Below are 24,241 nucleotides of genomic sequence, written 5' to 3'. Positions count from 1 at the left end.
ATTGAGGCAAACGTTTTCGTCGGCATATTCAGCCCAACAAGCCCGCGGCGATATTGATGGTGATCCCCAGAATCGCCGTATTGAAGACAAACCCCACCAGAGATTGCGCCAGAACCACCCGGCGGATGCCGCGGTCGGCAACGCCGACGTCGGAGGTCTGGACGGCCACGCTGAGGGTGAAAGCGAAGTAGTGGAAGTCCCAGTAGTCCGGGTTGCGCTCGCCATCGGCAAAGCGCAGGGGCGGTTCTGGCAGTGCCGAGGTGTAGAACAGTCGCGCGTAATGCAGGCTAAAGATGCAGCCGATCAGCAGCCAGGAGCCGGCTACGGTCAGCCCGGTGTACAGGTAGTGCAGCGTCAACTCGCTACCGTGCAGGTCTTGCCTGGCTGCCAGTTGCAGCACCACTGCAGCAAGGCTGGCAATTGCCGCCAGGCAGACCGCGAACAGCACCAGGCCGGCATTCTCGTCTTCGATCTGCGCGACCTGGCGAACCTTGGCCGGTGTGGCCCGCCAGCTGAGCCACAGCACCAGCAGCACATACAGCCAGACACCCAGGTTCCAGCCGGCCAGCAGGTGCTGGATCAGGGTTTCGGCCGGAATCAACCAGCCGCCAACCAGCCCGGCAAGGGTGGCGATCGTCAGGCGAGGGTGAGAGCGGGTCAGACGGTGCAGTGCCATAGGGCCTCGCTGGCAGGGGCGGTGAGCTTTACTTTAGCGCTTTGGGCGGGCGCGGTGCATAACATCGCAAGCGTCGGTGCACACGGGTACTTGCTGGTCAGCAACGGCGTGGTGTTTCCGGTACCATCAGGGCAGCTCGAAGGGCCAAACCTGTTGCATATCAAGATGATGGCATTGATTGCAGCTTGAAGTTCAAGGAATAGGATTCATGTTTTGACCGATTCTCTGCAAAACCCCCTGTTGCAGTATCTCGCCCGGCTGGCGCCTTCCAGTCAGCTGACCATGCGCTACATTCTGCAGGACGCCGCCGACCGGCTCGGCTTCATCGACTGTGATATCGCCGACGTGCCCTGGCACCGCCTTGAGCCTGGGCACATCATCGCCCTGGTCGCGGCGCTGCGCACAGACGGTTACGCGCCCAATACCTCTTCGCTGTACGTCAATGCCGTGCGTGGGGTGATGAACGAAGCCTGGCGCCAGGGCTTGATAGGGCATGAACAGCTGCTGCGCATGCGTGAGGTCAAACCGGCGACCGGCAGCCGGCTGCCGGCCGGGCGCAATCTGCGGCGCAGCCTGATTCGTGAACTGATGGATGCCTGCGCCGCCGACTCGCGGCCGCAAGGTGTGCGGGACGCTGCGATCATTGCACTGCTGTACGGCACCGGCATGCGCAAGTCCGAGTCGGTGGATATCAACCTGGCGCAGGTCGATTTCACCGAGCGCAGTTTGCAGGTAGTGAGCAAGGGCAACCGGCAGTTGGTCAAGTACGCACCGGCCTGGGCGTTCGAAAAACTCCAGGCGTGGCTGGACTTGCGCCGTGAGCAGCTACCTGTCGGCGAAGCCGATGATGAGTTCCTGTTCAATCGCATCCGCCGCGGCAACCACATTACCCGCGCGCGCATCACCAAGCATGCGATCTATTACATCGCTCGCCAGCGCGGCGCGCAGGTCGGGGTCAAGATCATGCCGCATGATTTTCGCCGGGCGTTCATTACCCGGGTCATTGAAGAGCATGATCTGTCGATTGCGCAGAAGCTGGCCCACCATGCCAATATCCAGACCACGGCGGCCTACGACCGCCGCGATGACAACGAGCGGCGCAGGGCGGTGGATCGGTTCGACTACTGAGGCGTTTGGCTATGCAGGTCAGGCGACGTCGATCAGCACGATTTCGCTGTCTTCCAGCGCCGTCACGGTCAGCACCGGCTCTTGCTCGATGGCCAGACCATCACGCGTCTCCACCCGCACGCCGTTGACCTCGATACTGCCTTTGGCGGGTACCAGATAGCCCCGGCGGCCTTCATCGAAGCTGTAGCCTGCGGTTTCACCGGCCCTTAAGGTGGCGGCTACCAATCTTGCGTCGGCACGGATCTGCAAACTCTGCTCGTCGCCGCTGCGACCGCTGGCCAGGGTCACAAAGCCTTCACCGCGTTCGCCTTTGGGAAACGGGCGAACGTCCCAGGCCGGTGCTGCGCCAACACGTTCAGGGATGATCCAGATCTGAAAAATCCGCGTGTCGACCTTCTCCAGGTTGTACTCGCTGTGGACGATGCCGCTGCCAGCACTCATGACCTGCACATCGCCGGCCTCGGTACGGCCCTTGTTACCCAAGCTGTCCTCGTGGCTGATCGCCCCTTCACGGACGTAGGTGATGATCTCCATGTCCCGATGCGGATGCGGCGGGAAGCCGCTGCCGGCGGCGATCAGATCGTCATTCCAGACCCGCAGGTTGCCCCAGTGCATGCGCGTTGGGTCGTAGTATTCAGCGAATGAAAAATGATGATGAGCATCGAGCCAGCCGTGATTGGCGTGGCCCAGGCTGGCAAAAGGTCTGAGGTGCAGCATGACAGTCGGCTCCCTGAAAAGCGTTGGATGGACGCCATAATGCAGCTAAAAAGAATCGAATATAAGCGTAAATAACGGCTTAAAACCATCGTCTTGGCCGATGTATAGAGCTGCAGTCAATTATGCGATTCATCGGCTAATAGGCTGATGTGCAAGCAATTGCTGGCGATTTTTACGCGTTGCAGCCACCATAAGCCGATGTATTGATCGCACTGGAGTGACCGTGTCGCACGAGCTTCCCCCAAGTCCAGCCCAACTGATTCCACCTGCCCAGTTGCCCTGGTTGCGCCGTTTGGCCGCACGACTGTTGGGCCGAGGCTTGAGCCGGCTGCAGGCGCAGCACCGCGACTCGTGGTTTCTCGGCCACGCCACCGGGCAGCGCAGTGGCCATGTCGATGGCTTGCGCGAGGGCTTTGAGCAGGGCCGCGCCGAGGGCTATGAAGCCGGGCGGCAAGTGCTGGTGATTCGGGATAGCCGACCAGAGCACGGCACGGGCCCTGGACAGGATACCAATCTGTTCGAAGACTGGCGTCTGCCGCTCAGTGCTGAGCTGAAGAAGCGCTTCAGGGCTGACGTTGCCCAGCGCCTGCCAGCGACCGCGCAGCCCAGCGCCGCGCAATGGAAGCTGATCTTCAGTGACACGCCGTCGACTTGTGTGGTGGCGGGTGCGGGTGCCGGCAAATCGACCTCGCTGGTCCTGCGCATCTTGTTGTTGCGCCACTATCTCGGCTACGAGCTGGATGCGATGACCGTGGTGACCTTCACCCGCGAGTCACGGCTGGACTTCATCAAGCGTCTGCAGCAGATCTTTGCCCTCTGGCAGATCAACCTGGCGCCCGCTGCTGCGCGCGAACTGGTGCGTACCTTCCATTCGCGCATCCTGCCGTTGGTGCGCAGCTTGCCGGGGTTTGCCCAGTTACGTGCGTTCGAGAATCTGGGCAATGACAATCAGGGTGCAAGCGAAGCCGACAGCAACCCATTCGATCTGCGCCTCAATGATGCACAGCGTCAGCAGCTGAATGGCTGTTACAGCGACCTGCTCGGTGCCAACCCACGCTTCGTCGAGCTGATCACGGTCCTGCGCCGCGAGGCCTTGCAGCTCAAAGCCTTGGACCCCGATCACCCGGATGTGCAAAAGCGCGTGCAGGTTACCCAGTTGGCTGCTCAGCGCGATGAAGAACTGTGTGATGTGATTGAGGATCTGTGGTTCGGTGCGGGCGCATGGCCGATCAAGGGCATCGAGCCTTGCCGCGAAACGGTGCAGATCCGCGGTAGCCAGTTTCACGTGCACGGGCGCCTGGCTGGGCAGGACGCCCTGGTGGTACTTGGCTTTGATCCAAGCGAAAGCGCCCAATATCAGCGGCCCGGAGCCAAACTCAGCGTCCGCGCAGAATGGGCAGTGAAGCGCACTCTTTTTCAAGCTTTCTGCGATAAGCCTTTGATCTGGCTGGATAACTATGCCAGCGCGAAGCGCCTGGCCGCTACCTTGGCGGGTGATGCCGTGGCAGGTCCGGGCTTTGAATACAAGGTCAGTGGCGAACTTGCCCCGGCACCGTTGCTCGATGCGTTTGTCAGCGCTGCCGGGTTCATCGAAAATCTTGGGCTGGATGTCAGCGCTGCTGTGACGGCCATGAGCTTTCCTCCGGGCGACAGCGACGCAGTGTTTTTCGAGGCGCTAGCGTTGTTCTGGAAAGCGCTGGAGTCACATCTGTTGGCGCAGTCTCCGCCGGTAATGAGCTACAACCGCATGTTCGCTTTGTTTGGCGAGAACAACCCAGAAAATCTGCGGCTGTTGCCCGACCCATTGCTGCGCCCGCTGGCGCATCTGATGATTGACGAGTTTCAGGACGTCTCGCCGCAGATAGTCAGCTGGCTGCGCGCGAGCCTTGGCGAGATCCGCCGTCGTGGCGCGGCTATGCACGTTGGGCGCAACGCCCAGCATGCATCACTGATGTGTGTGGGTGACGATTGGCAGTCGATCTACGGTTGGCGAGGCAGCTCGCCCAAGTACTTCATCGAGTTCAGCAAGACGTTCCCGTCGCCGGCCAACACGCGGGTAATGCTGGTCGACAATTACCGCAGTCAGCAGCATGTGATCGATGCGGCAGAGCATATGGTCAAAGGTATGGCGACCATCGTCGGCAAGAAGGCCAGAGCCAGTGGGCCTGCCGCAGCGCTGCCACTGTCGTCGGTGAAGGTGCTTGAGCGCGACGAGGCTGCACTTGGCCAGACCGTGATCGAGCACTATCGCCGCGGCGAATCAATAATGATACTTTTTCGAAAAAGTAGCGATAAGCTATTGATTCTACAGCATATAGATCAGGCTATCAGGGTGGACTCAAGTTTGCCGGCCGAGCAGCGTCGGCTGCGCTTGATGACCTATCACAGCGCCAAGGGCCTGCAGGCAGACACGGTGTTCATGCTTGGCGACTGTCAGTACCTGACCAGCTCTCCCTACAAGAATCAGGTTTACCGTATCGCCGGGCTGGGCCGAGCTGGCGATGCGCAAGCATTTGACATAGCGCAGAAGCAAGAGGTGCAGCGCCTCGCCTATGTCGCCATGACCCGAGCGGTGAGGCACTGCTATTGGCATGTGGAAGCAGCCCGGGGCGAAATCGCGAAATTGCCACGCGCGGCTGCCCAGGTGGACGGCCGCCAGGCCTTCTTCGAAGACCTGCGCGGAACCTAGTGGCTCGGTCAGTTGTTGGTGGCTTCAAAGCTGCGGGTAATGCTCTCCAGCAGGCCCTGCTCAACAGCTTTCTGCTCGCGTAGCAGCGCATCGATGGCAGCCTGGTATTGAGCCGAGTTAAGCTCGACCCTGATCAGACTGCCGCGCGAGTCGAGTAAGGGTCGCTGCAGCGTTTCTTGCAACGCAGTGATTACCGAAGCAGACAGCCTGGTGACCGGTTCGTTGCTTTCATCCAGGCAGTGTTCGAGGTAATCCAGGCCCGCGCGCCAGTAATCGGTCAGGGCGAGAAACTGTTCTGCGTTCTGCCCGCGTACGCTTTGTGCCCATGCCGGCTGCTCGAGCAGCCAGGCATGCCGGGAAAGCGGATCCTGGTCAAGGCGCATTACTTCCCGGGACACATTGCTGCGAATCGTGTCATTGAGCATCGCGACATGCTCATACAGCATGCCACTGCTGGGCTCTGGGTAGTCCAGGGTCGAAGCCAACTGCTGGCGTAACGCAAGACGAATCTCGATGTCATCGATCAGCCCCCCGTACAGCACTGTGTCTGGCGCGGCAAGCACGTCGTCGAGCGGGTCCAGACGGGGTAGCGTGATCTCATCCCCCGTGGTGTCAGCGTCTTGCAATGCTGCCTTGCGCAGCGTTCGACGCAGGGCGATGCGATCGGCCAGGCGGTCGACCTGAGCCCGCCGAAACAACCTGCGGTAGAGTCGCCATTGGCTCGCCAGCGGGCTTGCGTCACGGCTGGCGGCGTGAGTGAGGACCTGGATCTCCAGGGCACTGAAGCCGTCAGTGCCGGCATCTCCGCAGGTCGGCGGGAACGCTTGGGCAACTTCGTTCAGGGCCTGACGCAGCTCGGCGTCTGCGCCAGCCTGTTCGAGCAGGGCCCAAACCCGGGTGTTCAAGGCCTCGGGGTCGCGGCGGGTCTCGGCTGACTGCACCAGGCTTTCCAGGACAGCAGAAAGTTCGCCGTTTTCCCCTTGGCCGAACAGTGCCCCCCACAGCTGCTCCTGCGCGGGCGTGGCGTTGCCTCGCCAGAATAGCTGCCATTCGGCCATCTCTGGCTCTCGCTCGTAAATGCTGACGCCAATGCTGAGCAACTGAGCACGTGTCTGCGCCTGCAGGTCGTTGTAGTTGAAGCGCCAGCTACGTCCGCCAAGCCCGGCACCGAGGTCGCGGGCATAAGGCGTGCGCAGCACGGAAGCGAGGTCGGGCACGTTGTGGATCCGATTGAAAGACAATTCGAGGAGGCGTAGCTGGTACTGCGGTTGACTCATCAGCGTGGTCAAGCCCTGTGGCCAGCTCTGTAGTTCGCAGCTGTTAAGCGACAGGTGACTGAGACGCGCCATATAGCTCAAGTCAGGGGCAATCCCCAGCGGGTTGAAGTCAAGCTGCAGCACCTGCAGGTTGATCAGGTCCTGGAAGCGACTAGCCAGCGCCTGATCAAGGACGATTTGGTTGTTGTTCAGATTCAGTTCGTCGATCCGCAAGGTGGCCAGGAAGGTCATCTGGCCGTCTTCCAGGTGCAGTTGATTGCGACTGAGGTTCAGAATACGCAACCTGCGCATTGCGCCCAGGGCCTGCCGGGCCGTGCTCGAAAGTTCACTCAGGCCGCAATCTGAAACCTGGAGTGCGAGCAGGTCTGGCGCGCTGCGCAGCGCAGCGTAAAGCGCTTCAGGTGACAACTGCGGATGACCGACCATACTGAGTTGTTCCAGCCTCGGGAAACGCTCGAAATAATCGGCGTCCAGGCGCTGCAGTTCCAGTTCGCGGATATTCAATGCGCGGATATGGGGAAAGCGCGCCGATAACCTGGGCAGCTCGGCAAGGCGCATGTGCTCAAGTGTCAGTGTATCGCGTGCTGCGCCGCCTTCGCGGCGCCAGGCGGCGCGCAGCGCTTGGGCACATTGTTGGCGCTCTGCGCGGTCGAGGGGGTCAGCGTCGGCGTCGTCGATCCACTGCGCCAACTCCCGGTGAAGGGTGCGCTGCTCGACTTCCAGTTGTCTGATTGCAGTTGCCAGATCGCCGCTTTGCGCCAACTCAGCCTGCAGTTCGCTGATCTGGCCGTTGCTCAGGCCAGGGTAGAGGGCTTGTAGCCGGCGCGCTGGCGGTGCGGCGCGAGGCCGCGGCGCTCCACGGCCACTCAGCGGGTAGCCAATGCGGCCGTCAGCCAGACGCAAGGGCGAACGTACACCGGCTGGCATGTGCTGTTGGCCGATCAACCGCGCGGCCTCGGCACGGTCTGCTGTCGCTGCGTTGAACAAGTCTGCACCACTCAGCCCCGGTTGTCGGGCCTGCAGACCCTCGAGCAGCAGACCGCTGTCGGCAGTGGCAAGAAACGGCCGGTGCAGGCCCAGAATCGCTCGGTCAAGACGCGAGCGGGCCAGCATCCGGCGGGCCTCCTCAAGCACTCGCAGTGGAATGCGACCGGTTTCGGCGTTCATCAGCTGGCGTTCCAGGCCACTGGCATGGGCCTCGATTTCTTCGCATGCAAGTCGGGGCAGGCCAGGAAATTGTTCATGCAGCCGTACGACTGCCCGTGTGGCAGGTGCCTGAGCACCGGGGTACAGCTTGTCGAACAGATCCTGCCAGCTAGCCTCGAGCTGCTCGGCCAATCGGCTCTGCAAGGCCTGCGGGCGTTCGCTCGGGATAACATTGGCATCACTCAGCACGCTGGGGTCTTCCATCTGCGACAGGACCACCGCAGCTAGATCACCACTTTCCAGCTCACTGCGGCTGATTTGAATCACCACTTCACCCAAGGCTTCGGCCTGTCCACGGTAGAAGGTCGATGCACCCCAACGTTCACTGCCCTCGAAGATCTGAATGACATGGTCCCGCGGCCAGCCAGGCAGTCGCAGCAGAGCGGGTAGGGCGAAGTTCTTGTGCGCTGCCAACGGCCGCGCGTGGCGCACCGCGTCGATGATCTGGCTGACTTGTCGATCCGCGTCGAGACGGGCCAAGGCATCTTCGAGCAGTGCCGGCATTTTCTTGCCAGCCACGTGCAGGTGTTGCAAGACCCCGTCTTCCAGGCCAGTGCTGCGCCAGGCACACTCCAGATCGATCTCGTCCACACTCTGCGCCACACCCCCAAACCGTCGCAGCAGCATCGGCCGATCCCACTCCAGCGGTGAATCATAGGCCAGCCGCCAGGCTCCACTGGCATTGTGCTCAAGCATCGGCGAATAGGCCTGCCGATCCTGCGGGTGCAGTACCCGCCAGGCGCCGTCGGCCCCTTGCTGGGTCTCGTAGAGGTGTTCGTCGATACGAACGAAGGTTCGCCCGTCCACGTGATACAGGCCCGTTTCATCGGCTAACTGCATGGCAGGCATCCGGATTTCGCTGGCATAGCCTGTGAGGCTCGGATGCCAGAGGCGCTCTTCATCGCCAATGCGGATGCTGCGCATGGCATCGATGAAGCCAGAGCTCTTGAGGGCGACGCCTGCGCCCGCTGCGGCGCCAGCCACTGCGATATTGAGCAGGATCGACTCCAGTTGTGCGACTGCCTCGGCATTGTCGCCGTCCTCCCAGGCGCTGATGCCCTCGAAGACACTGCCCATTACCTGCGCCGCGCTCAACGTAAGCATCAGCGGATTGAGTACCGGGATGCAGAACGCGGCCGCGCCGAGCACTGTCAGGCCCAGTTCCAACCAGTGCTGCAGTTGCTGTGCGCGCACAATGGCATCGACGTCTGCGGTTGGCACGGCGATCGCGCGGGCATCACCTTTGAGCCTCGTCAAATGCCGGCTTTCGAGTGTGGACCATGGCTCGCTGGGTAACGCCTTGATGGCGGTATCCAGGTGAACCGTCTGGCGCGGGATCAGCGCTTCACCGTCATTCTCATTACCGTTCTCGTACAAAGCGCGCTTGAGTCTGACCCGTAACTCAGGTTGCAGCCGCTGAGGGGCGAAGGCAACCCAACGGTTGCGTTCCTTGGTCTCCAGCAGCATCTTCGTCAGTGTGGTAAAGCTGTCGGCCTTCGATTTGAATTCCTCGAGCTGATTTTCTGCGCCTGGGATGTACAGCATGACCGGGTCATACTTGTCGCTCTCCTGCGGCGCCATGAACATGACTTCGTTGATAGGGATGCCAAACAGCGTGATCTGCCAGCAGGTCAGCGGCCTGCCGGCGTAAGTGGCCGTTGCGCCCTCTGTACTGAGCGCGTGCAGCGCAGCGGCGCCGTGACGGCTCAGCAGCCCTTTGGCAGAAGCGATACGGGCCTGCAGGCGCATTTCATCGCGGCGCAGTTTGATTGCTGCCGACCGTAGCTGGCTCGCCTGGGCGCCGTCGAAAATGCTGCTCAAATGATCTTGATACTGCCGACCCAGATCCAGTGTTCGGCAATGGACGATGAACTCGGCCAGGCTCAACTCCGGCAGCCCGGCGATTTGCTCTCTGCTGAGCTGCAGGCGGCTCATTCGGGTGGTGTCTTCAGGCCCCATGAAATTGTGCAGGGCGGCTTCAAGCAGGCTGCGCAGTTGCGGTTTGCCCTTGGCAATGACTGGCAACTGCGTGGTCGGCACGCTCGGCCCGTTGGGGGGAAGGGTTGGCTGTTCAACCTGGGTGGCTTGATACACATATTGCGCCTGGTCAACGGGTGCGGCAATAGCCAGCCGCTTCTGGAGCAACGGCCGGCAAAAATCGCCAACGCTCTTCAGAGGACTGAGCAATGTTTGCAGCGTTTGTCGACTGCGGTCGCGTTCAACACTGGCGCGGCGGATGGCGTCCTGTTCGATCGGCAGCGCAGTGGCGTACCAGGCGTACGGCTTGCCTGTCGGGTCGAGGTAATCCTTGCGTGCCGCGCCGAGCACCTGTTTGACATGGTCGGGGTGCAACGCCTTGCTCCAGGCGGGCAGGCTGCGCGCGATCTGCGCATGGTGAAAGGGCTGATTGTTCATGGCTGCACTCCTCTGGAATAGGAGCGCTATCGAACCCGATAGTTGATTGCCTCGGGTGGTACATAAGCCTATCCGGTCGTGTCGCCTGGTGCGGCTGGATATCCCGCTAAAGGCGATTATGCTTGAGCTTACCTTGCTGCGATCCGAGGCGGTCTGCTTCGTCGTGCTTCGCGCAACCGTGATCCAAGACAAGCCCAAGGGCCAGGGTGCGGTGCTCGACTGTGTAGTACTCCGGCCTACTCATGCACGACGGAGGCAACCCATGGCGGCGATCAACAGCACATCGACGGGCAGCGCGCCCAAGCACAGCATTACCAAGGAGGAGCGCAAGGTCATCTTTGCCTCGTCCCTGGGCACAGTCTTCGAGTGGTACGACTTCTATCTTTACGGTTCGCTGGCGGCGATCATCGCCAAGCACTTCTTCGCCGGTGTCAACGAAACCACGTCGTTCATCTTCGCGCTGCTGGCCTTTGCTGCAGGCTTTGCCGTGCGCCCGTTTGGCGCAATCGTGTTCGGCCGCCTCGGCGACATGATCGGGCGCAAGCACACGTTCCTGATCACCATTGTGATCATGGGGGTGTCTACCGCAGTGGTCGGGCTGTTGCCCAGTTACGCGACCATCGGTGTAGCAGCCCCGGTCATTCTGATTACCTTGCGGCTGTTGCAAGGCCTTGCGCTGGGCGGTGAGTACGGCGGCGCCGCGACATACGTTGCTGAGCACGCACCCAAGGGCAAGCGGGGTTTCTTTACCGCCTGGATCCAGACCACCGCGACCATGGGCCTGTTTCTCTCGCTGCTGGTGATCCTTGCCTGTCGTACGGCGCTGGGTACCGAGGCGTTCGAAGCATGGGGTTGGCGTATACCGTTTCTGCTGTCGATCGTGCTGCTGGCGATCTCGGTGTACATCCGCCTGCAGCTCAACGAGTCGCCGGTATTCCTCAAGATGAAGGCTGAGGGCAAGCAGTCCAAAGCACCGCTGACCGAATCGTTCGCCCGCTGGGATAATCTGAAGGTGGTGATCATGTCGCTGCTTGGCGGCACTGCGGGGCAGGCGGTGGTGTGGTACACCGGGCAGTTCTACGCGCTGTTCTTCCTGCTGCAGACCCTGAAGATCGACCCGCAGACGGCTAATCTGCTGATTGCTGGCTCGTTGTTGATCGGCACCCCGTTTTTCATCATCTTCGGTAGCCTGTCCGACCGCATCGGCCGCAAGAAAATCATCATGGCCGGTTGCATCATTGCGGCGTTCACCTACTTTCCGATCTTCAAGGCCCTGACTCAATACGGTAATCCGGACGTGTTTGTCGCCCAGGCGCAGAACCCTGTGGTGGTGATTGCCGATCCTGAGCAGTGTTCGTTCCAGTTCGATCCGGTGGGCAAAGCCAAATTCACCAGCTCTTGCGACGTGGCCAAGAGCTTGCTGGCCAAGCGTGCGATTCCCTACCAGAACCAGCACGCCGAACCTGGCAGCCTGACCCAGATCCAGATTGGCGAGCGGCAGGTGCCCAGTTTTGATGGCAGCAGCCTGGCCAGTGCAGAGTTCAAACTCCGCAATGACGCGTTCACCGCCACTCTCGGCGCAGCCTTGAAAGAAGCCGGCTACCCGGAAAAAGCCGACCCGAACAAGATCAACTATCCCATGGTGCTGTTGCTGCTGACGATTCTGGTGATCTACGTGACCATGGTTTACGGGCCGATTGCCGCCTGGCTGGTCGAGCTGTTCCCGGCGCGCATCCGCTACACCTCGATGTCGCTGCCGTATCACATCGGCAACGGCTGGTTCGGTGGTTTTCTGCCGACCGTGGCGTTCGCCATGGTCGCGGCCACGGGCGATATCTACTATGGGCTGTGGTACCCGATCATCATTGCGCTGATGACGGCGGTGTTGGGGATCCTGTTCCTGCCCGAAACCAAGGATCGGGAAATTACCTGACGCCCTGGGACTGCCTGCGGGAGCGGCCTCGGCCGGCTCCCGTCGGGCCTCGGTTCAGGCTATGTCAGCGCGTAACGTGAAGGCGTAAGCGGTGTCGACTGGCGCACGGTCAATGCGCCGTGCAGCAGATTCGAAGATGAACTCGAACGTGGGCTCATACAGGCCATCGCGCAGCACGGCACCGGCCAGTACCTCAACCTGGTACCAGCCGTTTTCCAGCTCGATGATCGGCCGGTTGCGCATTTGATAGCGCGCCAGTAGATCGCCCATGGTCTTGTTGGTGAAATGCTGCAGAATCCGCCAGGTGAACAGCATCACCGCACGATTTTCCACGCGTAACCAATAACCCTCTCGGCGGTGTTTGAGCTGGCTACCTGGCTGGAGCAGGGCGGCGCTGACTTCATCAAGGCTGAAGATAACGGTATAAGGCAGGTTTTCGATGCCGGCCAGAGGCAGCACCACGCCTTCCAGCACTGCCCGATCCCCGCTGTCAGTGTGGGTGAATTCATAGGCAAGGTCGTCGGGCAGGCCGTTTTCTTCCTTGAAACGGGCGAGCAGCTGGATGTCGCCAAGCAAAAAATAATCAATCTGATCGTTGAGCACTTCGTTGAATTCGTAGCGCATGGGTCATTCCTTGCGTTGACGACGCTGGTGCTCAGTGGCGCTGAGCGATCTGGATCAGGTTGCCGCAGGTGTCATCGAACACGGCGACGGTGACCGCGCCGAGGTCGGTAGGTGGTTTGGTGAAGGCGACACCGGCTGCGCAGAGGCGGGTGTACTCAGCCTGGATATCCTTGACCGCAAATGAGGTGGCGGGGATCTGGTCCTGGCGCATGGCGATCTTGTAGGCTTTTGCCGCCGGGTGGTCGTCAGGCTCGAGGAGCAATTCGACGCCGTTGGGAACGTCAGGCGAGGTCAGGGTCAGCCAGCGATGCCGACCCATGGGTACATCTTCTTTGGGGGCAAAACCCAATACGTAGTGATAGAAAGCCAAAGCCTTGGCCTGATCGTCGACAAGAATACTGGTGACCACAATCTTCATGGGGCACATCCCTCTGTGACGCTATTGTTTTTATTCAAGTAAAGACGCTCGGGTGAACTTCACCAGTGCGTCTTTCAAGTAGAGGCAGCGCCGCTTTGCCGAGTTCCCAGGCGGCTGCACAATAGCGTTGCAGTAGCGTCAGCTGGACTGGGCGACGTGCCCGTCCAGCTCGTCGAGGTTGTCTTCTTCGCCAGGCATGGCGGTGATCACACTGAAGTCGCTGATTTCGATCTCGCCTTCGCCGTAGCCCAGCAGGTGGAACGAGAAGGCCTTGCGTACACTCGGGTTATCGAAATCGAACTCCAGAACCATGGGCTCGTCGGCGGTCGCGACCATTTGTTCCGGCAGGCCGACTTGCACGTCCTGTTCGAACTCCTTGGCCTTGAGCTGCAAGTGCGCGACATGGGCCGGGTCCAATGCGCGAACCTCCAGGCGAATGCGCGTGCGCGAACCTTCGGGCATTTCCAGGTACTGCGCGCCGATGAGGTTGTCTGTCCAGTCATTGTCGGCGTGTTTGCCCAAGGCGATGCGGTTGGTACCGCCAAACTGGTAGCGCAGGTTCAGCGGGCTTTGCAGCAGCGAGCGGTCAAGGGTGGTGGCCAGATCGGCCAATTGCTGGCCGACGTCGTCCCTGCTCGGGCCGAGGTATTTGGCCGTGTCGGCAATGAACCCAGTGCTGGCGTAGTTGCGGCAGCGCTGCTGGAAGTCACACTCGGTATAGGTGCCTTGGCCGTTGTGGTAGCGCAGCATGCCGTTGGTGAACGAGATCATCTCGCGACCGCTATCGTACTCGCGGAACAACGAGCGGCCGCCCAGCGCCGCCGGGATAGGCAATTCGAAGTAATCGAGAATCGACGTGGTCAGGTCGACATGCCCATAGGTGCCGTTCTTTATCTGTGGCAGGCTGGCCTGTTCCGGCGCCAGGGTCAGGTTGAAGCCCCAGGAGGAAGCCAGGCGCACACCGTCGATGCCATGGGATTCATCCGAGGTAATCACGACCAGCGTGTCCTTGAGTACGCCCTCGCGCTCCAGCGTATCGAGAAACGCGCCCAGCGCATCGTCCAGATACGCCACTGCCGCCTGCTTCGGGCTGTCGAAGCGCTGCAGGTAGTCCTCAGGTGCTGAGTAGGGCTGATGAGTGCCTACCGTAAGCAGGTTGAGCATCCACGGCTTGTTCTGTTTGCGAAGTTGGCTCAGGTAGGTGTGAGCGCCTTCGAAAAACGCGCGGTCGTCCTTGCCCCAGGGGAACTCCAGATAGTTGGCGTTGCTGAACCACTCCAGCCCATGCACATCTTCGAAGCCAATGTGCGGCATGACCCGGTCCTTGGCCATGAAGCGCAGTCCGGCGCCCTGCAGAAAATGTGTGCTGAAACCCGCTTGACGCAACTGCGCGGGCAGACAGGCCTGGTTGCGTTGCTCCTGGGTCAGCAGTTCGACACCCTTGGGGGTGCCGTTGGCGAGCTTGTCATAGTCGCCGCAGAGCATCGCATATAGCCCGCGGATGGTCTGGTGGGTGTGCAGAACGTAATCCGGAGTGTTCATGCCACGCTCGGCCCAGCGGCTGAGATTGGGCATCAGCTCCTCGTCAAAACGGCTGTGCAAGGCCTTGCGGTTGGCGCGCACGTAAGCGCCGGGAATCCCCTCCAGGGTGATCACCAGGACGTTGCGGGCGCTGCCAGGGCCATCGAGCAGCCGCGGCGCGTTGAGGTCGGACTGGGTCAGACCGGCGCTTTCCAGCACCGGGACCGGCAGATTGTCGCCAAAGTGCTTGTTTGCCTTGCGCTGCAGATCACCCGCGCCTGCCGAAAGCAACTGATGGGGCAGGTTGAATTGGCGCCACTGGTCAGCGTCGGACGGTAACAGGTGCTGGCCGGCCCAGTGCGTGCCAAGCAACAGTACTGGCAGCGCCCAGGCTTTGCGCGGCAATGCCTGCGGGACGGCGCCGCGCGTCAGCCAGATGCTCGCCAGCCAGGCTACTACGGCTGCCAGCAACACCCAGGGCAGCCAGGCGTGGGCGAGGGCGCCACCGGTGGAGTTTTCCATGAATTGGGGGTCGAACAGATAATTCAGGTCGGCGCTGGCCGGCAGCCTGCCTACCGCGCTGACCAGCTCCGCCGAGGCCACCAGCAGCGCTGCCCAGGCGATCAATACGGGCATCGCCAGCCACCAGGCGCAGCGGTGCAGAGCCAGCACCAGCAGGCTGCCAATGGCCAGATCGGATAAGTAACCAAATGGGTTGGACCAGCCCAACAAAGCGCGCACGCCCAAGGGGATCAGCAAGACCAGTACGGTCAGCGCCCACAACCGTGCGCGGGGGTGGCCGAGTATAATTTTCACCAAAGCGTCCTTCCTGCCATCAAACAGTCACACAAATCTGTTGGATGATAACAGGCGTAGCTCGGCGAGGCCGGATTGGACAAGGCAAGTAACCAAAACGCGGGTCGCCGAAGCGCCCGCGTGTGCTTGCCGGATCAGAAGTAGTAAGGGAATTTCAAGCTGAAGGAAAAGTCTGGCGAGTCGTCGGTCAGGCCGATCGACAGGTTTGGCACGATGGTCAGGTTGTCGGTCGCAGCCAGGGTCATGCCGATGTTGAAGTTGGCAGCGTTGTAGTCGCTGTTGCTGATCGACTGCCAGTCGCCACCGTCAGGCTTGATCTTGCTCTTGCTGGCAAACTGGTCCGACACCGAGAAGGACATACTCATCTTCTCGTTCAGGGCAAAGGCGATACCGGCACCGATCTGCCACGAGTTGCCCAGTTTGACGTCGCCCGGCACCTTGCTGTTGGCCTGGGCACTGATGTCGCTGAACGAGTCTTCCATGTTGTAGGTGTAAGACAAGCTACCGAACAGCACCGCCGGGTCGAAGGTCTTGACCAGCGAGATGCCCGGCGTGATCGCCCATACGCCGTTGCCGGTCGGCAGGCTTTCGGGCACCGACAGGTTGTCGTTGGTGGGGTCGTTGACCAGCTTGATGCCGTACGGATCCTTGCCGGTCGGGGCTTTGACTCGCAGGGTGAATACCGCGTCCGGCCAATCTTCCGATTCATCGAGGAATTTGTAGGCAACGCCGACGTTGACATCACCTATGGTCGGGTCGCGCGTCACGGTGGCATCCGAGGTGACGGGGCCGGCTCCGCCAGCGCCGCCTGAGGAGTAGGTCGACTCGCGGTACACCACTGGCACGTTTATATCGAACTGCCAGCGCTGATCGAGGTTGTAGCGCGCCGTCAGGTCGAGGGTCCAGTTGTCGGCCTTGATCCGGTCCAGATTGATGTTGCCGAGGAAGATCGAGTCCAGCGCGAGGAAACCATTGAGGGTCAGTGCGCGGGTGTCGTAGTGGGTGTAGGTGATGCCGGTTTCGACGCTGAACTTGCCGCGGCCAAAGAAGCCGCTGGCCTCGTCATACAGGTTGGAAACGCTCTGCGCCGGCTCCGAGTCGTCCTGCAGAGACTGCCCGTACGAGCTACCGGATGCACCTGGCGCGCCGGCGGCCACGCTCTGGCCACCCTTGACCGATTCGGCAGGGGAACGGGTCAGGCGCTTGGGCGGTGGCGCGGCCGGGGGCGCGGCTTCAACCTGACGCACTCTTTGCTCAAGCACCATCAGCGCATTCTGCTGCGCCTCGTAGCGCTGTTTGAGTTCGATCAGTTCTTGTTTGAGCGCTTCGACCTGAGGGTCGGCAGCGGCGTAAAGCAATGTCACCGGAGTCAGGCTACTCAGACAAACGATAGCTCTGATCGTGGTCAATCGATGCATGGGTTAGCCGTCCCTTCTGACTACATGTGATGAGACAGAGCGTAGATCAGAATCCTAGAGTGCGAATGCCTTTGAGCTGGTCCAGATTACCGTTCATGGCGCCCGCGCCGGCGACGTTGTCACGCAGCACGACATTGAGCGAGGTGATGTTGCGAACCTGGTTGCCGGCGCCGAGCAACGTGGTGTTTTGCATCAGTCCACCTTGGGCCAGGCGTTGCACTGTACTGCCCTGGTTGTTGCCTGCGGCGATGTTCAACTGAATTCCGGAACCGCTTGAAGAAACGCTCAACGAGCCTGCGCCGTTGGCGCCGACCAACTGCGTGCCGGCCGCTAATACTTGGCCTTGGGGTTCGCTGGCAGGAGCCTGGTTGCCGCGGCTGACATTGATATCGACATCGTTGTAGGCGGTGTTGTGATCGCCAGCGGCACGCACTACCTGAGTGACGCCGGTAGTGCTGTTGAGTCCGTTGCCGCCTGTCACGGTGCCAGTGCCAGGGGCTTGCGTCGAAGCTGTGCCGGTGCCTTTTTCGTCAATCAAGGACACATAGAACTGCGGCTTGATGGTGGATTGCTGGATCTGCATCGACGAGCGTGCGCCGATCACCTCGCCTTTGGCGTTCTCCCAGGTGCTGCTCATGACCAGGCCAAAGCTGACAATGCGCCCCGGCAGCACGTAGCGGCCGCGCAGGTTGGCCAGTTCCTGGTCCTTGAGTTCGATCGGTTGCAGTACCTGGGCATGGCTTGGCAGGCTGGCGGCGAGGCAGGTCAGTGCCAGCCACAGTGGAATCTTCATCGCGTGCTCCCGGAGCTTGCTGCCCCTGTTGTTAGTGTTAGAAGAAGTCGCTCTGGATAAAGCCGAAGTCCATCAACTCGGCGTCTTGCAGCGGGGTGAAGCCATTGACGCGGCTCTTGGCGGTCAAAGGTTGGGGTGGGTCGAGCAGGGCATTGCTCTTGTCGTAGCCCTGGCCAATGATGGCGAAGATGATGCCGTTCCAGCCCTTGATGAAATCTTCGGTCTTGTAGCGTTTGTGGCCCAGGACCGGGTCGCCGATATAGACGAAGCCCTTGTCGACCCTCTGCATCACTACGAAGTGCTTGTAACCGCGGATATCCATCAGCACCACGACCGGGATACGGATGCTGTTGAGGGTGTCGGTGGTGACGCGGTAGCCGCGAGCGCGCATGCCCAGGCTTTCCACATAGCGCTTCATGTCCAGCATCGAGAAGCCTTGCACGCGGACGATGTCCTGATCGGCGTGGGCAAGCATGCCCTCGATGATCTGTTCTTCGTTGACGTCCAGCCAATAGGCCTGGCGCAGAATGGTTGCCAACGCTGCTGCGCCGCAGCTGAAGTCGGTCTTCTGCTGCACCAGGTCAGCGAACTTGCGCTCGCGAACACTTTGAATGGGTTTGTACACCACCGCACCATTGGGCAGCACGGAAAGTGGCATTTGCGCCGCTTCACTCAGGCTGGCCAGGCAAAGCAAACACGCCAGGGCGATAATGCGCATGATCGGGCCTTCTGCTTCGGGTGAGAAAGGCCCCCTTGGCAGGGGGCCTTCGAGGCAACACTCAGAACGAGGTGTTGGAGATCGCCAGCGAGTTGCTTTGCTGGTTGCCGACACCGGATGCGACGTTGACGCCCAGGTTGCCGCTGCCGCCGTTGACCGAACCGCTCAGGGTAGCGGTGTTGGTCACAGGGTTGGCCCAGCCGGTAGGAGTCAGGACCTGGAAGGAAACGGTGTTGCTCAGGTCATACGAGTTGGCTTCGCTGTAGCTTTTGGAAATGTCGTTGGAAGACTCGGAAGCCGCCTCGACTGATTTTTCATAGGCAGAAGCAGAAGCGTTCTCGTAGGAAGACTCGCGGGATTTATCGTAGGAAGAATCGCGGGCTTTGTCGTAGGAGTAGTCACGCGACTTGTCATACGAAGAGCCGAAGGATTTTTCGAACGAAGAATCGTAGCTGGTCTGGTGCGAGGTATCGACCGAAGCGTCCAGCGAGGCGTTGAGCGAGCCGCTGGCGGTTTCGCTGCGGGTGCGTTCACGGTCGCCGTTGGTGAAGGTCACCGAACGCGCTGCGTCGGCTGCGGCGGCAAGGGTTGCGCTCAGCGAAGCCGAGCTGCTGCTGTTGGCGTTGCCGCTGGCCGAGCCATTGACATTGGCATTGTTGGAGCCACTGGCGTTGGCGCTGCCCGAGCCGCTGGCTGACCAGCTGTTCGATCCGCTGGCGCTGGAGCTGTGCGAGCCGCTCGACGCGGCGGCGTTGGAGCCGCTCAGGTTGAGGCTCGACGAGGAACTCCGGTCGTCGGTCGAATTGAAGGTGCCTTCGCGTGACGAGGAGCCGCTGGAGGAGGTGGTGAAGCTCAGCGTTTCGACGGTGTAGCTGCGATCTGCACGGTTGTTGACGGTTAGCCCTGGGCCGTTTTGATCGGCGCGGGCAGTGGCGACCGAGTTACCGATAGGCGAGTTGGTATTGGCGATCGCCATGGTGTTTTTCTGTTGGTTGAGGTCGCCGCCGGCAATGTTGATACCGACGTTGCCGCTGGTGCCAGACGCCGAACCGGACATCACCGCCGAGCTCTGGGTCGACCAGTTGTTGACCTTGTTGTTGTTGCTGTATTGCTTGACGTCGGCAGTTGCGGTGGCGGTGCCGAACACGAAGCTGTTGTCCAGGCTGGAATCAGAAGCAGCGTTGGCGATGGCCGCGGCGTTATCCTGTTGGTTGCCGTTACCGGCCGCAACGTTGACGCCGACGTTGCCGCTGGCGCCGGAGCCGGAGCTGCTCATTTCGGCTTCGTTGATGGTGCCTTCATTGTGAATCGTGTTGCCTGTACTGCTTTGGCGGTCGATTGCGTTGGCAGTTGCGCTAATAGGGATGATGGTCGTGCGGGGCTGGTTGTTGTTGCCATTGCCATGCCCGTTGCCACGCCGATCATCAGCTTGTACAGCTACAGCCATGATCGCAGCAATTGCGAAAACCAGAGGCTTGATTGCCATCGAAGGTTTCATGGTGATTCTCCGTACTTATTTTAGGTTAAGTGTTGTTCTTACCTGTTTGGGTCAGTCCACGACCCGGACGCTCAGGGTGTTGGCCGTTCGATTTCCTACCCCGGCGCTCTGATTCAACTGAATGACCCCACGGCTGCCGGTGAATGCCTGGTTACCGGTAGTGACCTGGCGACTGCCAAGGTTCGGGTCAGCTGGATCGGAGTTGTTGAGCAGCGCCACGTTCTGTTGCATGAGGACGCTGTCGTCGATGCTTTGCGGCTGGTCACTGATGCTGATGCGCAGCGCATTGGCTTGCTGGTTGCTGGCGCCGCTGCTCTGGTTTACCCCCAGAACACCGTTGCCGTTGGTAAAGGCGTTGCCTTGAATGCTGGCAGTGGCGTCCATGTTGGCGTCTACCGTGGTGTGCAGGCGCTGGCGGATCTGCGTGGTGGCGCTGGCGCCGTGGCCATTGGCAAGGGCGCGGGCGTTGGCTTGCTGGGAAAAATCACCCGCAGCCTGGTTGACCGCCATGTTGCCCTGGTACATGGCGCCGGAGCTGTCGATGCTGGCGTTGTTGACGATGGGTGACTGGGCGAACGCAGGGGCTGTGAGGAGCGTGGCCAGCATCAGCAATGAGCGCTTCATGTCATTGGCCCCCGCCGATGCTTTTCAGTACGCCGAGGCCTTGCTGCACGTTGGAGTTGACCATGTTGGCGATGCCGCTGCCCGAGCCTGTGGAACGCCCGCCGGCCAGATTCGGCAGTTGGTTCTGGGTGCTGATGTTGCCGCCCAGGTTGGTGGTCTGCTGGGTGATCAGCGAACTGATGCCTGCGCCGCTGCTGATCGAGGCGAAGTCGCCATCGCTGAGCTCATTGGTTTGCCTGAGGATCTGCGCGGAAGGGTTGGTGTTGACGGTGACTGGGCTCGGGTCGGGGATCAGCGGTGCTCGCACTGCATTGCGCGTCTGCACGTCGCGGGTGATGACGATCAGCCCATTGTCGGCCTGGGCCGGCAGCGCCAGGCTTGCCCCCAGTGCGCAACCTGCCAGTAACAGGTGAAAGGTGCCTTTATCGAGTGTCGCCACGGTGGCAATTCCTTCTTCGGATCGCTGGCCCTGATCAGCGTTGCGAAGGAGGAGAGCAGGAGCCGTGCCGCTTTTACTAATTGCTTGGGAATCAGTCAGCTACGGCCACATGCTGTTTACGCATCGCAGCAACTGTTTCAGCACTGACACAGTTTCCCGGGCAAACAAGCGACGCATCGGCTCTGGCCATACCTGAACGGCGTTTGGTCGAAGCTGTATCACCAGCGTGACAGCACCGCTGTTTGCGCCGCAGGGCACGTAAACACAGGGACTTGGACCCAGTTGGGTGTGTCAGCGAGTTAACACTCGGTAGCGCAGGCCGGCGATTTGCCATCAAGCAGGCGCTGGACTGCAGCTAAAACCGCAGCGCTGCGTTGCGGCCAACTGCCGCCGATGATTTGCACCGGTTGCTGGTGGCGTTGCAGCCAGTCCAGGCTGTCTGCAAAAAAGGCCTGACGCTCGTGCAGGTCCGGCTGGCAACGCTGACCATCGGCGACCCAGTCGGCCCCGGCCGGGTCTAGCAGCAGGTGCAGGTCGTAGCGCCGCGCCAACAGCGCCTGTTCGATATCAGGCGGGCAATCGCCGAACAGAGCCTTGCTCCAGAGCATGTTGCTCAGCAGGTGGGTATCGAGGATCAACAGATCAGGCTGGCGGGCCCGCGCGCTGTCTTCCCAGGCCAGCTGCCCACGGGCAATGGCCGGGATGTCGGCGAAGCATGTATCCCGGCCCTGCTCGTCAATGAAGTGGCGGACGTACTCGCCCACCAGTTCGCCGCCGAAGTGTGCCTGGATTTCGCCACTGAGCCAGCTCTTGCCACTGGACTCCGGACCGCACAGCACCAGTACCTTCATGCCTGCACCAGGGCAGGGTCGCGCCGCCACTCGAACCAGCCACGTACGGCGATCAGCGTGAACAGTGCATACAGCGCGGCAGTCAGGTACAGGCCTTTGTACAGGAACAGGCCGACGAAGATCACGTCCAGTACGATCCACAAAGTCCAGCACTGCAGGCGCTTCTGCGCCATCCACAACTGTGCCACCAGGCTGAAGCCGGTCAGCGCTGCGTCGAGCCAGGGCTGCGCGGCATCGGTCCAGTGCGCCATCGCCGCGCCCAGTGCCAGGCTGGCCAGCAGGCCCATGCCCAGCCCGGTCAGCATCGGTGTGGTCTGCAGGCGCGAGACCTGGCGGGCGTCTTTGCGGTGGCCAGGGCGAGTCCACTGCCACCAGCCATACAGCTGCAACACGGCGTAGATCAGTTGCAGGAGCATGTCCGAGTACAGTTTCACTTCATAGAAGACCCAGCTGTACAGCACCACCATCACCAGCCCGATCGGCCAGCACCAGGGGTTCTGCTTGACCGTGAGCCATACGGCGATGACGCCGAGGGCGGCGGCGAAGAGTTCCAGGCCGGACATCGGCGATCCTTGGGGCAGGGGAAGGGCGCGATTGTAGCCTGTGGGGCGGGGCAGGTGTAGCTGTCTGCGTAAGGCCACTGGATCAGGCAGCAAGAGCTGATCCAGTGGCTGTAGGCATCAGACGCGGAACTGGCGCAGCAGTTGTTCCAGTTCTTCGCTCAACTGGCCCAGGGCGAGGCCGGCAGCGCTTGACTGGCGGGCCGCCTCGGCGGTTTCCAGCGACAGCCCGGCAGTGTCGGTGACATTGCGGTTGATCTCCTCGACCACGTGCGATTGCTGCAGGGTGGCACTGGCAATCGAGGCGTTGAGCGCAGTCAGGTTGTTCAGCACCTGGCTGATCGCATCCAGGCTGGAACCGGCTTCGCGGGCCTGTGCGACAGTCTGGCGCGAGGCCTCGCTGGAGGTATCGATAGCTTTCACCGCAGCCTCGGACTGGCCTTGCAGGTGCTCGATCATGGTCTGGATTTCAGCGGTCGACTGCGCCGAACGTTGCGCCAGCAAGCGTACTTCGTCCGCCACGACGGCAAAGCCGCGGCCTTGCTCGCCGGCCCGCGCGGCTTCGATGGCAGCGTTGAGGGCCAGCAGGTTGGTCTGCTCGGCAATCGAGCGGATCACCTCCAGTACACCGCCGATTTTGGTGCTGTGCCCGGCCAGTTGGCGAATCACCTGAACGGCCTCGTCGATGGTCAGCGAAAGGCGGTCGATCTGCGCCAGGCTACCGTGGATCGCCTGCTGGCCATGGCTGACCTGCGCTTGCGCGGCGCGCATTTCGCTGGCGGCCTGTTCGGCGTTCTTGGCCACATCCTGCACGGCATAGGTGACTTCGTTGACTGCGGTGGCCACCTGGTCCATCTGCAGCGATTGCTGGGTGCTGCGCAGTTGCGCTTGCCCGGCGTTGTCGCCGACCTGGCCGGCAGACTGGGCAAGGGCATGGGCGGCACCCTGCAATTGGCCAATCACCCCCTGCAACTTGCCGTTGAAGCGGTTGAAGTGCTCGCCCAGGTAGGTGACTTCATCCTTGCCATGGGTATCCAGGCGCTGGGTCAGGTCGCTTTCGCCGCTGGCAATGGTGCCCATCGCCTGTACGGCCTGCTGCAACGGACGGGCAATGCTGCGCGCGATGAGCATCACCAGCAGCGCCATCAGCAAGGCGATGCCCAGGCCGATCAGGCAGGCATCGCGTACCTGGCGGGCGAACTCGGCTTGCACGTCATCGACATAGACGCCGGAGCCGATGATCCAGCCCCACGGCTTGAACAGCTGGATATAGGAGGTTTTCGCCACCGGCTCGCTGGCGCCGGGCTTGGGCCAGCGATAGTCGATCTGCCCGGCGCCCTGACTGCGAGCCACGGTGACCATCTCGTTGAACAGGGCAAACCCGTCCGGGTCGCGAATGGCCGACAGGTCTTGGCCATCGAGCTTGGGGTTGACCGGGTGCATGATCATCCGCGGGCCGAGGTCGTTGATCCAGAAATAGTCCTGCACGTCGTAACGCAGGCCGCGCACCACTTGCAGCGCCTGTTGCTGCGCGGCGTCACGGCTGAGCGTGCCTGCGGCCTCAAGCCCTTGGTAGTAGGCCAGCACCCCGGCTGCGGTCTGTACCACGTGTTCGGTCTTTTCAGCCTTGGCCCGATACAGGTCACCATGGATCTGGCGCAGCATCACCAGGCCCAGCACCACCAGCATTGCCACTGCCACCAGCAGGATCAGCCACAAGCGACGGCTGATCGACATCGACCTCAAGGTCTTCATAACAGGGCACTCCCGGATTGTTCTTGTTATTCAGGGGCATCCAAGCATGTGTGGCCTGCGAACCGTACTCGACCAAAGGCCAAGTGCCTGGCGCGGCATTTCATGGTGGATCCAGGCAAGCCTAAAACAGGCTCGTCTGTTAGCATCTCGGCCGCTCAAGATGAA

At 61.2% G+C, this 24,241-nt stretch carries 18 protein-coding genes and 1 pseudogene; 3 read left to right on the top strand and 16 right to left on the bottom strand.

Features of this window, described 5'->3' with window-relative positions:
* Window positions 1-28 precede the first annotated feature (28 nt).
* Window positions 29-676, bottom strand: coding sequence for a DUF1345 domain-containing protein (locus CXQ80_RS12075; protein ID WP_101319706.1), 648 nt, complete (start codon window positions 674-676; stop codon window positions 29-31).
* 213 nt (window positions 677-889) lie between these two features.
* Here CXQ80_RS12075 and xerC point away from each other — a divergent pair, with 213 nt between their 5' ends.
* Window positions 890-1,804, top strand: coding sequence for a tyrosine recombinase XerC (xerC, locus tag CXQ80_RS12070; protein WP_101319704.1), 915 nt, complete (start codon window positions 890-892; stop codon window positions 1,802-1,804).
* A gap of 18 nt (window positions 1,805-1,822) precedes the next feature.
* On the opposite strand, the gene CXQ80_RS12065 is transcribed toward xerC, so the two are convergent.
* Window positions 1,823-2,521 carry a pirin family protein gene (locus CXQ80_RS12065; protein ID WP_101319702.1) on the bottom strand — a complete coding sequence of 233 codons (699 nt, stop codon included), beginning with the start codon at window positions 2,519-2,521 and terminating at the stop codon, window positions 1,823-1,825.
* A gap of 223 nt (window positions 2,522-2,744) precedes the next feature.
* Here CXQ80_RS12065 and CXQ80_RS12060 point away from each other — a divergent pair, with 223 nt between their 5' ends.
* Window positions 2,745-5,210: a UvrD-helicase domain-containing protein gene (locus CXQ80_RS12060; protein ID WP_101319700.1), complete on the top strand. Its 2,466-nt coding sequence runs from the start codon at window positions 2,745-2,747 to the stop codon at window positions 5,208-5,210.
* A gap of 8 nt (window positions 5,211-5,218) precedes the next feature.
* Here the strand turns inward: CXQ80_RS12060 and CXQ80_RS12055 are convergent, their stop codons facing one another.
* Complete coding sequence (locus CXQ80_RS12055; RefSeq protein ID WP_101319698.1) at window positions 5,219-10,108, bottom strand: NEL-type E3 ubiquitin ligase domain-containing protein; 4,890 nt, start codon at window positions 10,106-10,108, stop codon at window positions 5,219-5,221.
* A gap of 262 nt (window positions 10,109-10,370) precedes the next feature.
* On the opposite strand from CXQ80_RS12055, the gene CXQ80_RS12050 reads away from it, so the two are divergent.
* A complete protein-coding gene (locus CXQ80_RS12050) occupies window positions 10,371-12,041 on the top strand; it encodes an MFS transporter (protein WP_101319696.1) in 1,671 nt (556 codons plus the stop codon).
* A gap of 54 nt (window positions 12,042-12,095) precedes the next feature.
* On the opposite strand, the gene CXQ80_RS12045 is transcribed toward CXQ80_RS12050, so the two are convergent.
* The 13 genes and pseudogenes from CXQ80_RS12045 to CXQ80_RS25330 all read right to left on the bottom strand — a co-directional run.
* A complete protein-coding gene (locus CXQ80_RS12045) occupies window positions 12,096-12,665 on the bottom strand; it encodes a hypothetical protein (protein ID WP_101319694.1) in 570 nt (189 codons plus the stop codon).
* A gap of 31 nt (window positions 12,666-12,696) precedes the next feature.
* Window positions 12,697-13,083, bottom strand: coding sequence for a VOC family protein (locus CXQ80_RS12040; RefSeq protein ID WP_101319692.1), 387 nt, complete (start codon window positions 13,081-13,083; stop codon window positions 12,697-12,699).
* Window positions 13,084-13,221: 138 nt separating this feature from the next.
* Window positions 13,222-15,420, bottom strand: coding sequence for an LTA synthase family protein (locus CXQ80_RS12035; protein WP_101323034.1), 2,199 nt, complete (start codon window positions 15,418-15,420; stop codon window positions 13,222-13,224).
* A gap of 134 nt (window positions 15,421-15,554) precedes the next feature.
* Window positions 15,555-16,838 carry a hypothetical protein gene (locus CXQ80_RS12030; RefSeq protein ID WP_101319690.1) on the bottom strand — a complete coding sequence of 428 codons (1,284 nt, stop codon included), beginning with the start codon at window positions 16,836-16,838 and terminating at the stop codon, window positions 15,555-15,557.
* 46 nt (window positions 16,839-16,884) lie between these two features.
* A complete protein-coding gene (locus CXQ80_RS12025) occupies window positions 16,885-17,631 on the bottom strand; it encodes a hypothetical protein (protein ID WP_101319688.1) in 747 nt (248 codons plus the stop codon).
* Window positions 17,632-17,668: 37 nt separating this feature from the next.
* Window positions 17,669-18,349: a C39 family peptidase gene (locus tag CXQ80_RS12020; protein ID WP_101319686.1), complete on the bottom strand. Its 681-nt coding sequence runs from the start codon at window positions 18,347-18,349 to the stop codon at window positions 17,669-17,671.
* Window positions 18,350-18,410: 61 nt separating this feature from the next.
* A complete protein-coding gene (locus CXQ80_RS12015; RefSeq protein ID WP_101319684.1) occupies window positions 18,411-19,847 on the bottom strand; it encodes a heme utilization protein in 1,437 nt (478 codons plus the stop codon).
* 51 nt (window positions 19,848-19,898) lie between these two features.
* A complete protein-coding gene (locus CXQ80_RS12010; RefSeq protein ID WP_101319682.1) occupies window positions 19,899-20,471 on the bottom strand; it encodes an adhesin in 573 nt (190 codons plus the stop codon).
* A gap of 1 nt (window position 20,472) precedes the next feature.
* The gene (locus CXQ80_RS12005; RefSeq protein WP_101319680.1) at window positions 20,473-20,910 is read right to left on the bottom strand and encodes a hypothetical protein; all 438 of its coding nucleotides are present in this window, start codon (window positions 20,908-20,910) and stop codon (window positions 20,473-20,475) included.
* 299 nt (window positions 20,911-21,209) lie between these two features.
* Window positions 21,210-21,761 carry an AAA family ATPase gene (locus CXQ80_RS12000; RefSeq protein ID WP_101319678.1) on the bottom strand — a complete coding sequence of 184 codons (552 nt, stop codon included), beginning with the start codon at window positions 21,759-21,761 and terminating at the stop codon, window positions 21,210-21,212.
* Entirely contained in the window at window positions 21,758-22,324 is a 567-nt protein-coding gene (gene pnuC / locus CXQ80_RS11995) for a nicotinamide riboside transporter PnuC (RefSeq protein ID WP_101319675.1), read from the bottom strand. The genes CXQ80_RS12000 and pnuC overlap by 4 nt, the downstream gene beginning before the upstream one ends.
* A 117-nt stretch (window positions 22,325-22,441) precedes the next feature.
* A complete protein-coding gene (locus CXQ80_RS25335) occupies window positions 22,442-23,176 on the bottom strand; it encodes a methyl-accepting chemotaxis protein (RefSeq protein WP_371411612.1) in 735 nt (244 codons plus the stop codon).
* Window positions 23,177-23,314: 138 nt separating this feature from the next.
* Window positions 23,315-23,986: pseudogene (locus CXQ80_RS25330) on the bottom strand (cache domain-containing protein); the annotation flags it as partial.
* Window positions 23,987-24,241 lie beyond the last annotated feature (255 nt).

This window comes from Pseudomonas sp. 02C 26, from assembly GCF_002843585.1.
Lineage (GTDB): Bacteria > Pseudomonadota > Gammaproteobacteria > Pseudomonadales > Pseudomonadaceae > Aquipseudomonas > Aquipseudomonas shirazensis.
Note: the sequence above shows the minus strand (reverse complement) of the source record. Positions and strands in the feature narration are given on the sequence as shown.

Coding starts and splice junctions, on each gene's coding strand:
- CXQ80_RS12075 (WP_101319706.1), bottom strand. CDS start 676: ATGGCACTGCACCGTCTGACCCGCTCTCACCCTCGCCTGACGATCGCC.
- CXQ80_RS12065 (WP_101319702.1), bottom strand. CDS start 2,521: ATGCTGCACCTCAGACCTTTTGCCAGCCTGGGCCACGCCAATCACGGC.
- CXQ80_RS12055 (WP_101319698.1), bottom strand. CDS start 10,108: ATGAACAATCAGCCCTTTCACCATGCGCAGATCGCGCGCAGCCTGCCC.
- CXQ80_RS12050 (WP_101319696.1), top strand. CDS start 10,371: ATGGCGGCGATCAACAGCACATCGACGGGCAGCGCGCCCAAGCACAGC.
- CXQ80_RS12045 (WP_101319694.1), bottom strand. CDS start 12,665: ATGCGCTACGAATTCAACGAAGTGCTCAACGATCAGATTGATTATTTT.
- CXQ80_RS12040 (WP_101319692.1), bottom strand. CDS start 13,083: ATGAAGATTGTGGTCACCAGTATTCTTGTCGACGATCAGGCCAAGGCT.
- CXQ80_RS12030 (WP_101319690.1), bottom strand. CDS start 16,838: ATGCATCGATTGACCACGATCAGAGCTATCGTTTGTCTGAGTAGCCTG.
- CXQ80_RS12025 (WP_101319688.1), bottom strand. CDS start 17,631: ATGAAGATTCCACTGTGGCTGGCACTGACCTGCCTCGCCGCCAGCCTG.
- CXQ80_RS12020 (WP_101319686.1), bottom strand. CDS start 18,349: ATGCGCATTATCGCCCTGGCGTGTTTGCTTTGCCTGGCCAGCCTGAGT.
- CXQ80_RS12015 (WP_101319684.1), bottom strand. CDS start 19,847: ATGAAACCTTCGATGGCAATCAAGCCTCTGGTTTTCGCAATTGCTGCG.
- CXQ80_RS12010 (WP_101319682.1), bottom strand. CDS start 20,471: ATGAAGCGCTCATTGCTGATGCTGGCCACGCTCCTCACAGCCCCTGCG.
- CXQ80_RS12000 (WP_101319678.1), bottom strand. CDS start 21,761: ATGAAGGTACTGGTGCTGTGCGGTCCGGAGTCCAGTGGCAAGAGCTGG.
- pnuC (WP_101319675.1), bottom strand. CDS start 22,324: ATGTCCGGCCTGGAACTCTTCGCCGCCGCCCTCGGCGTCATCGCCGTA.
- CXQ80_RS25335 (WP_371411612.1), bottom strand. CDS start 23,176: ATGGACCAGGTGGCCACCGCAGTCAACGAAGTCACCTATGCCGTGCAG.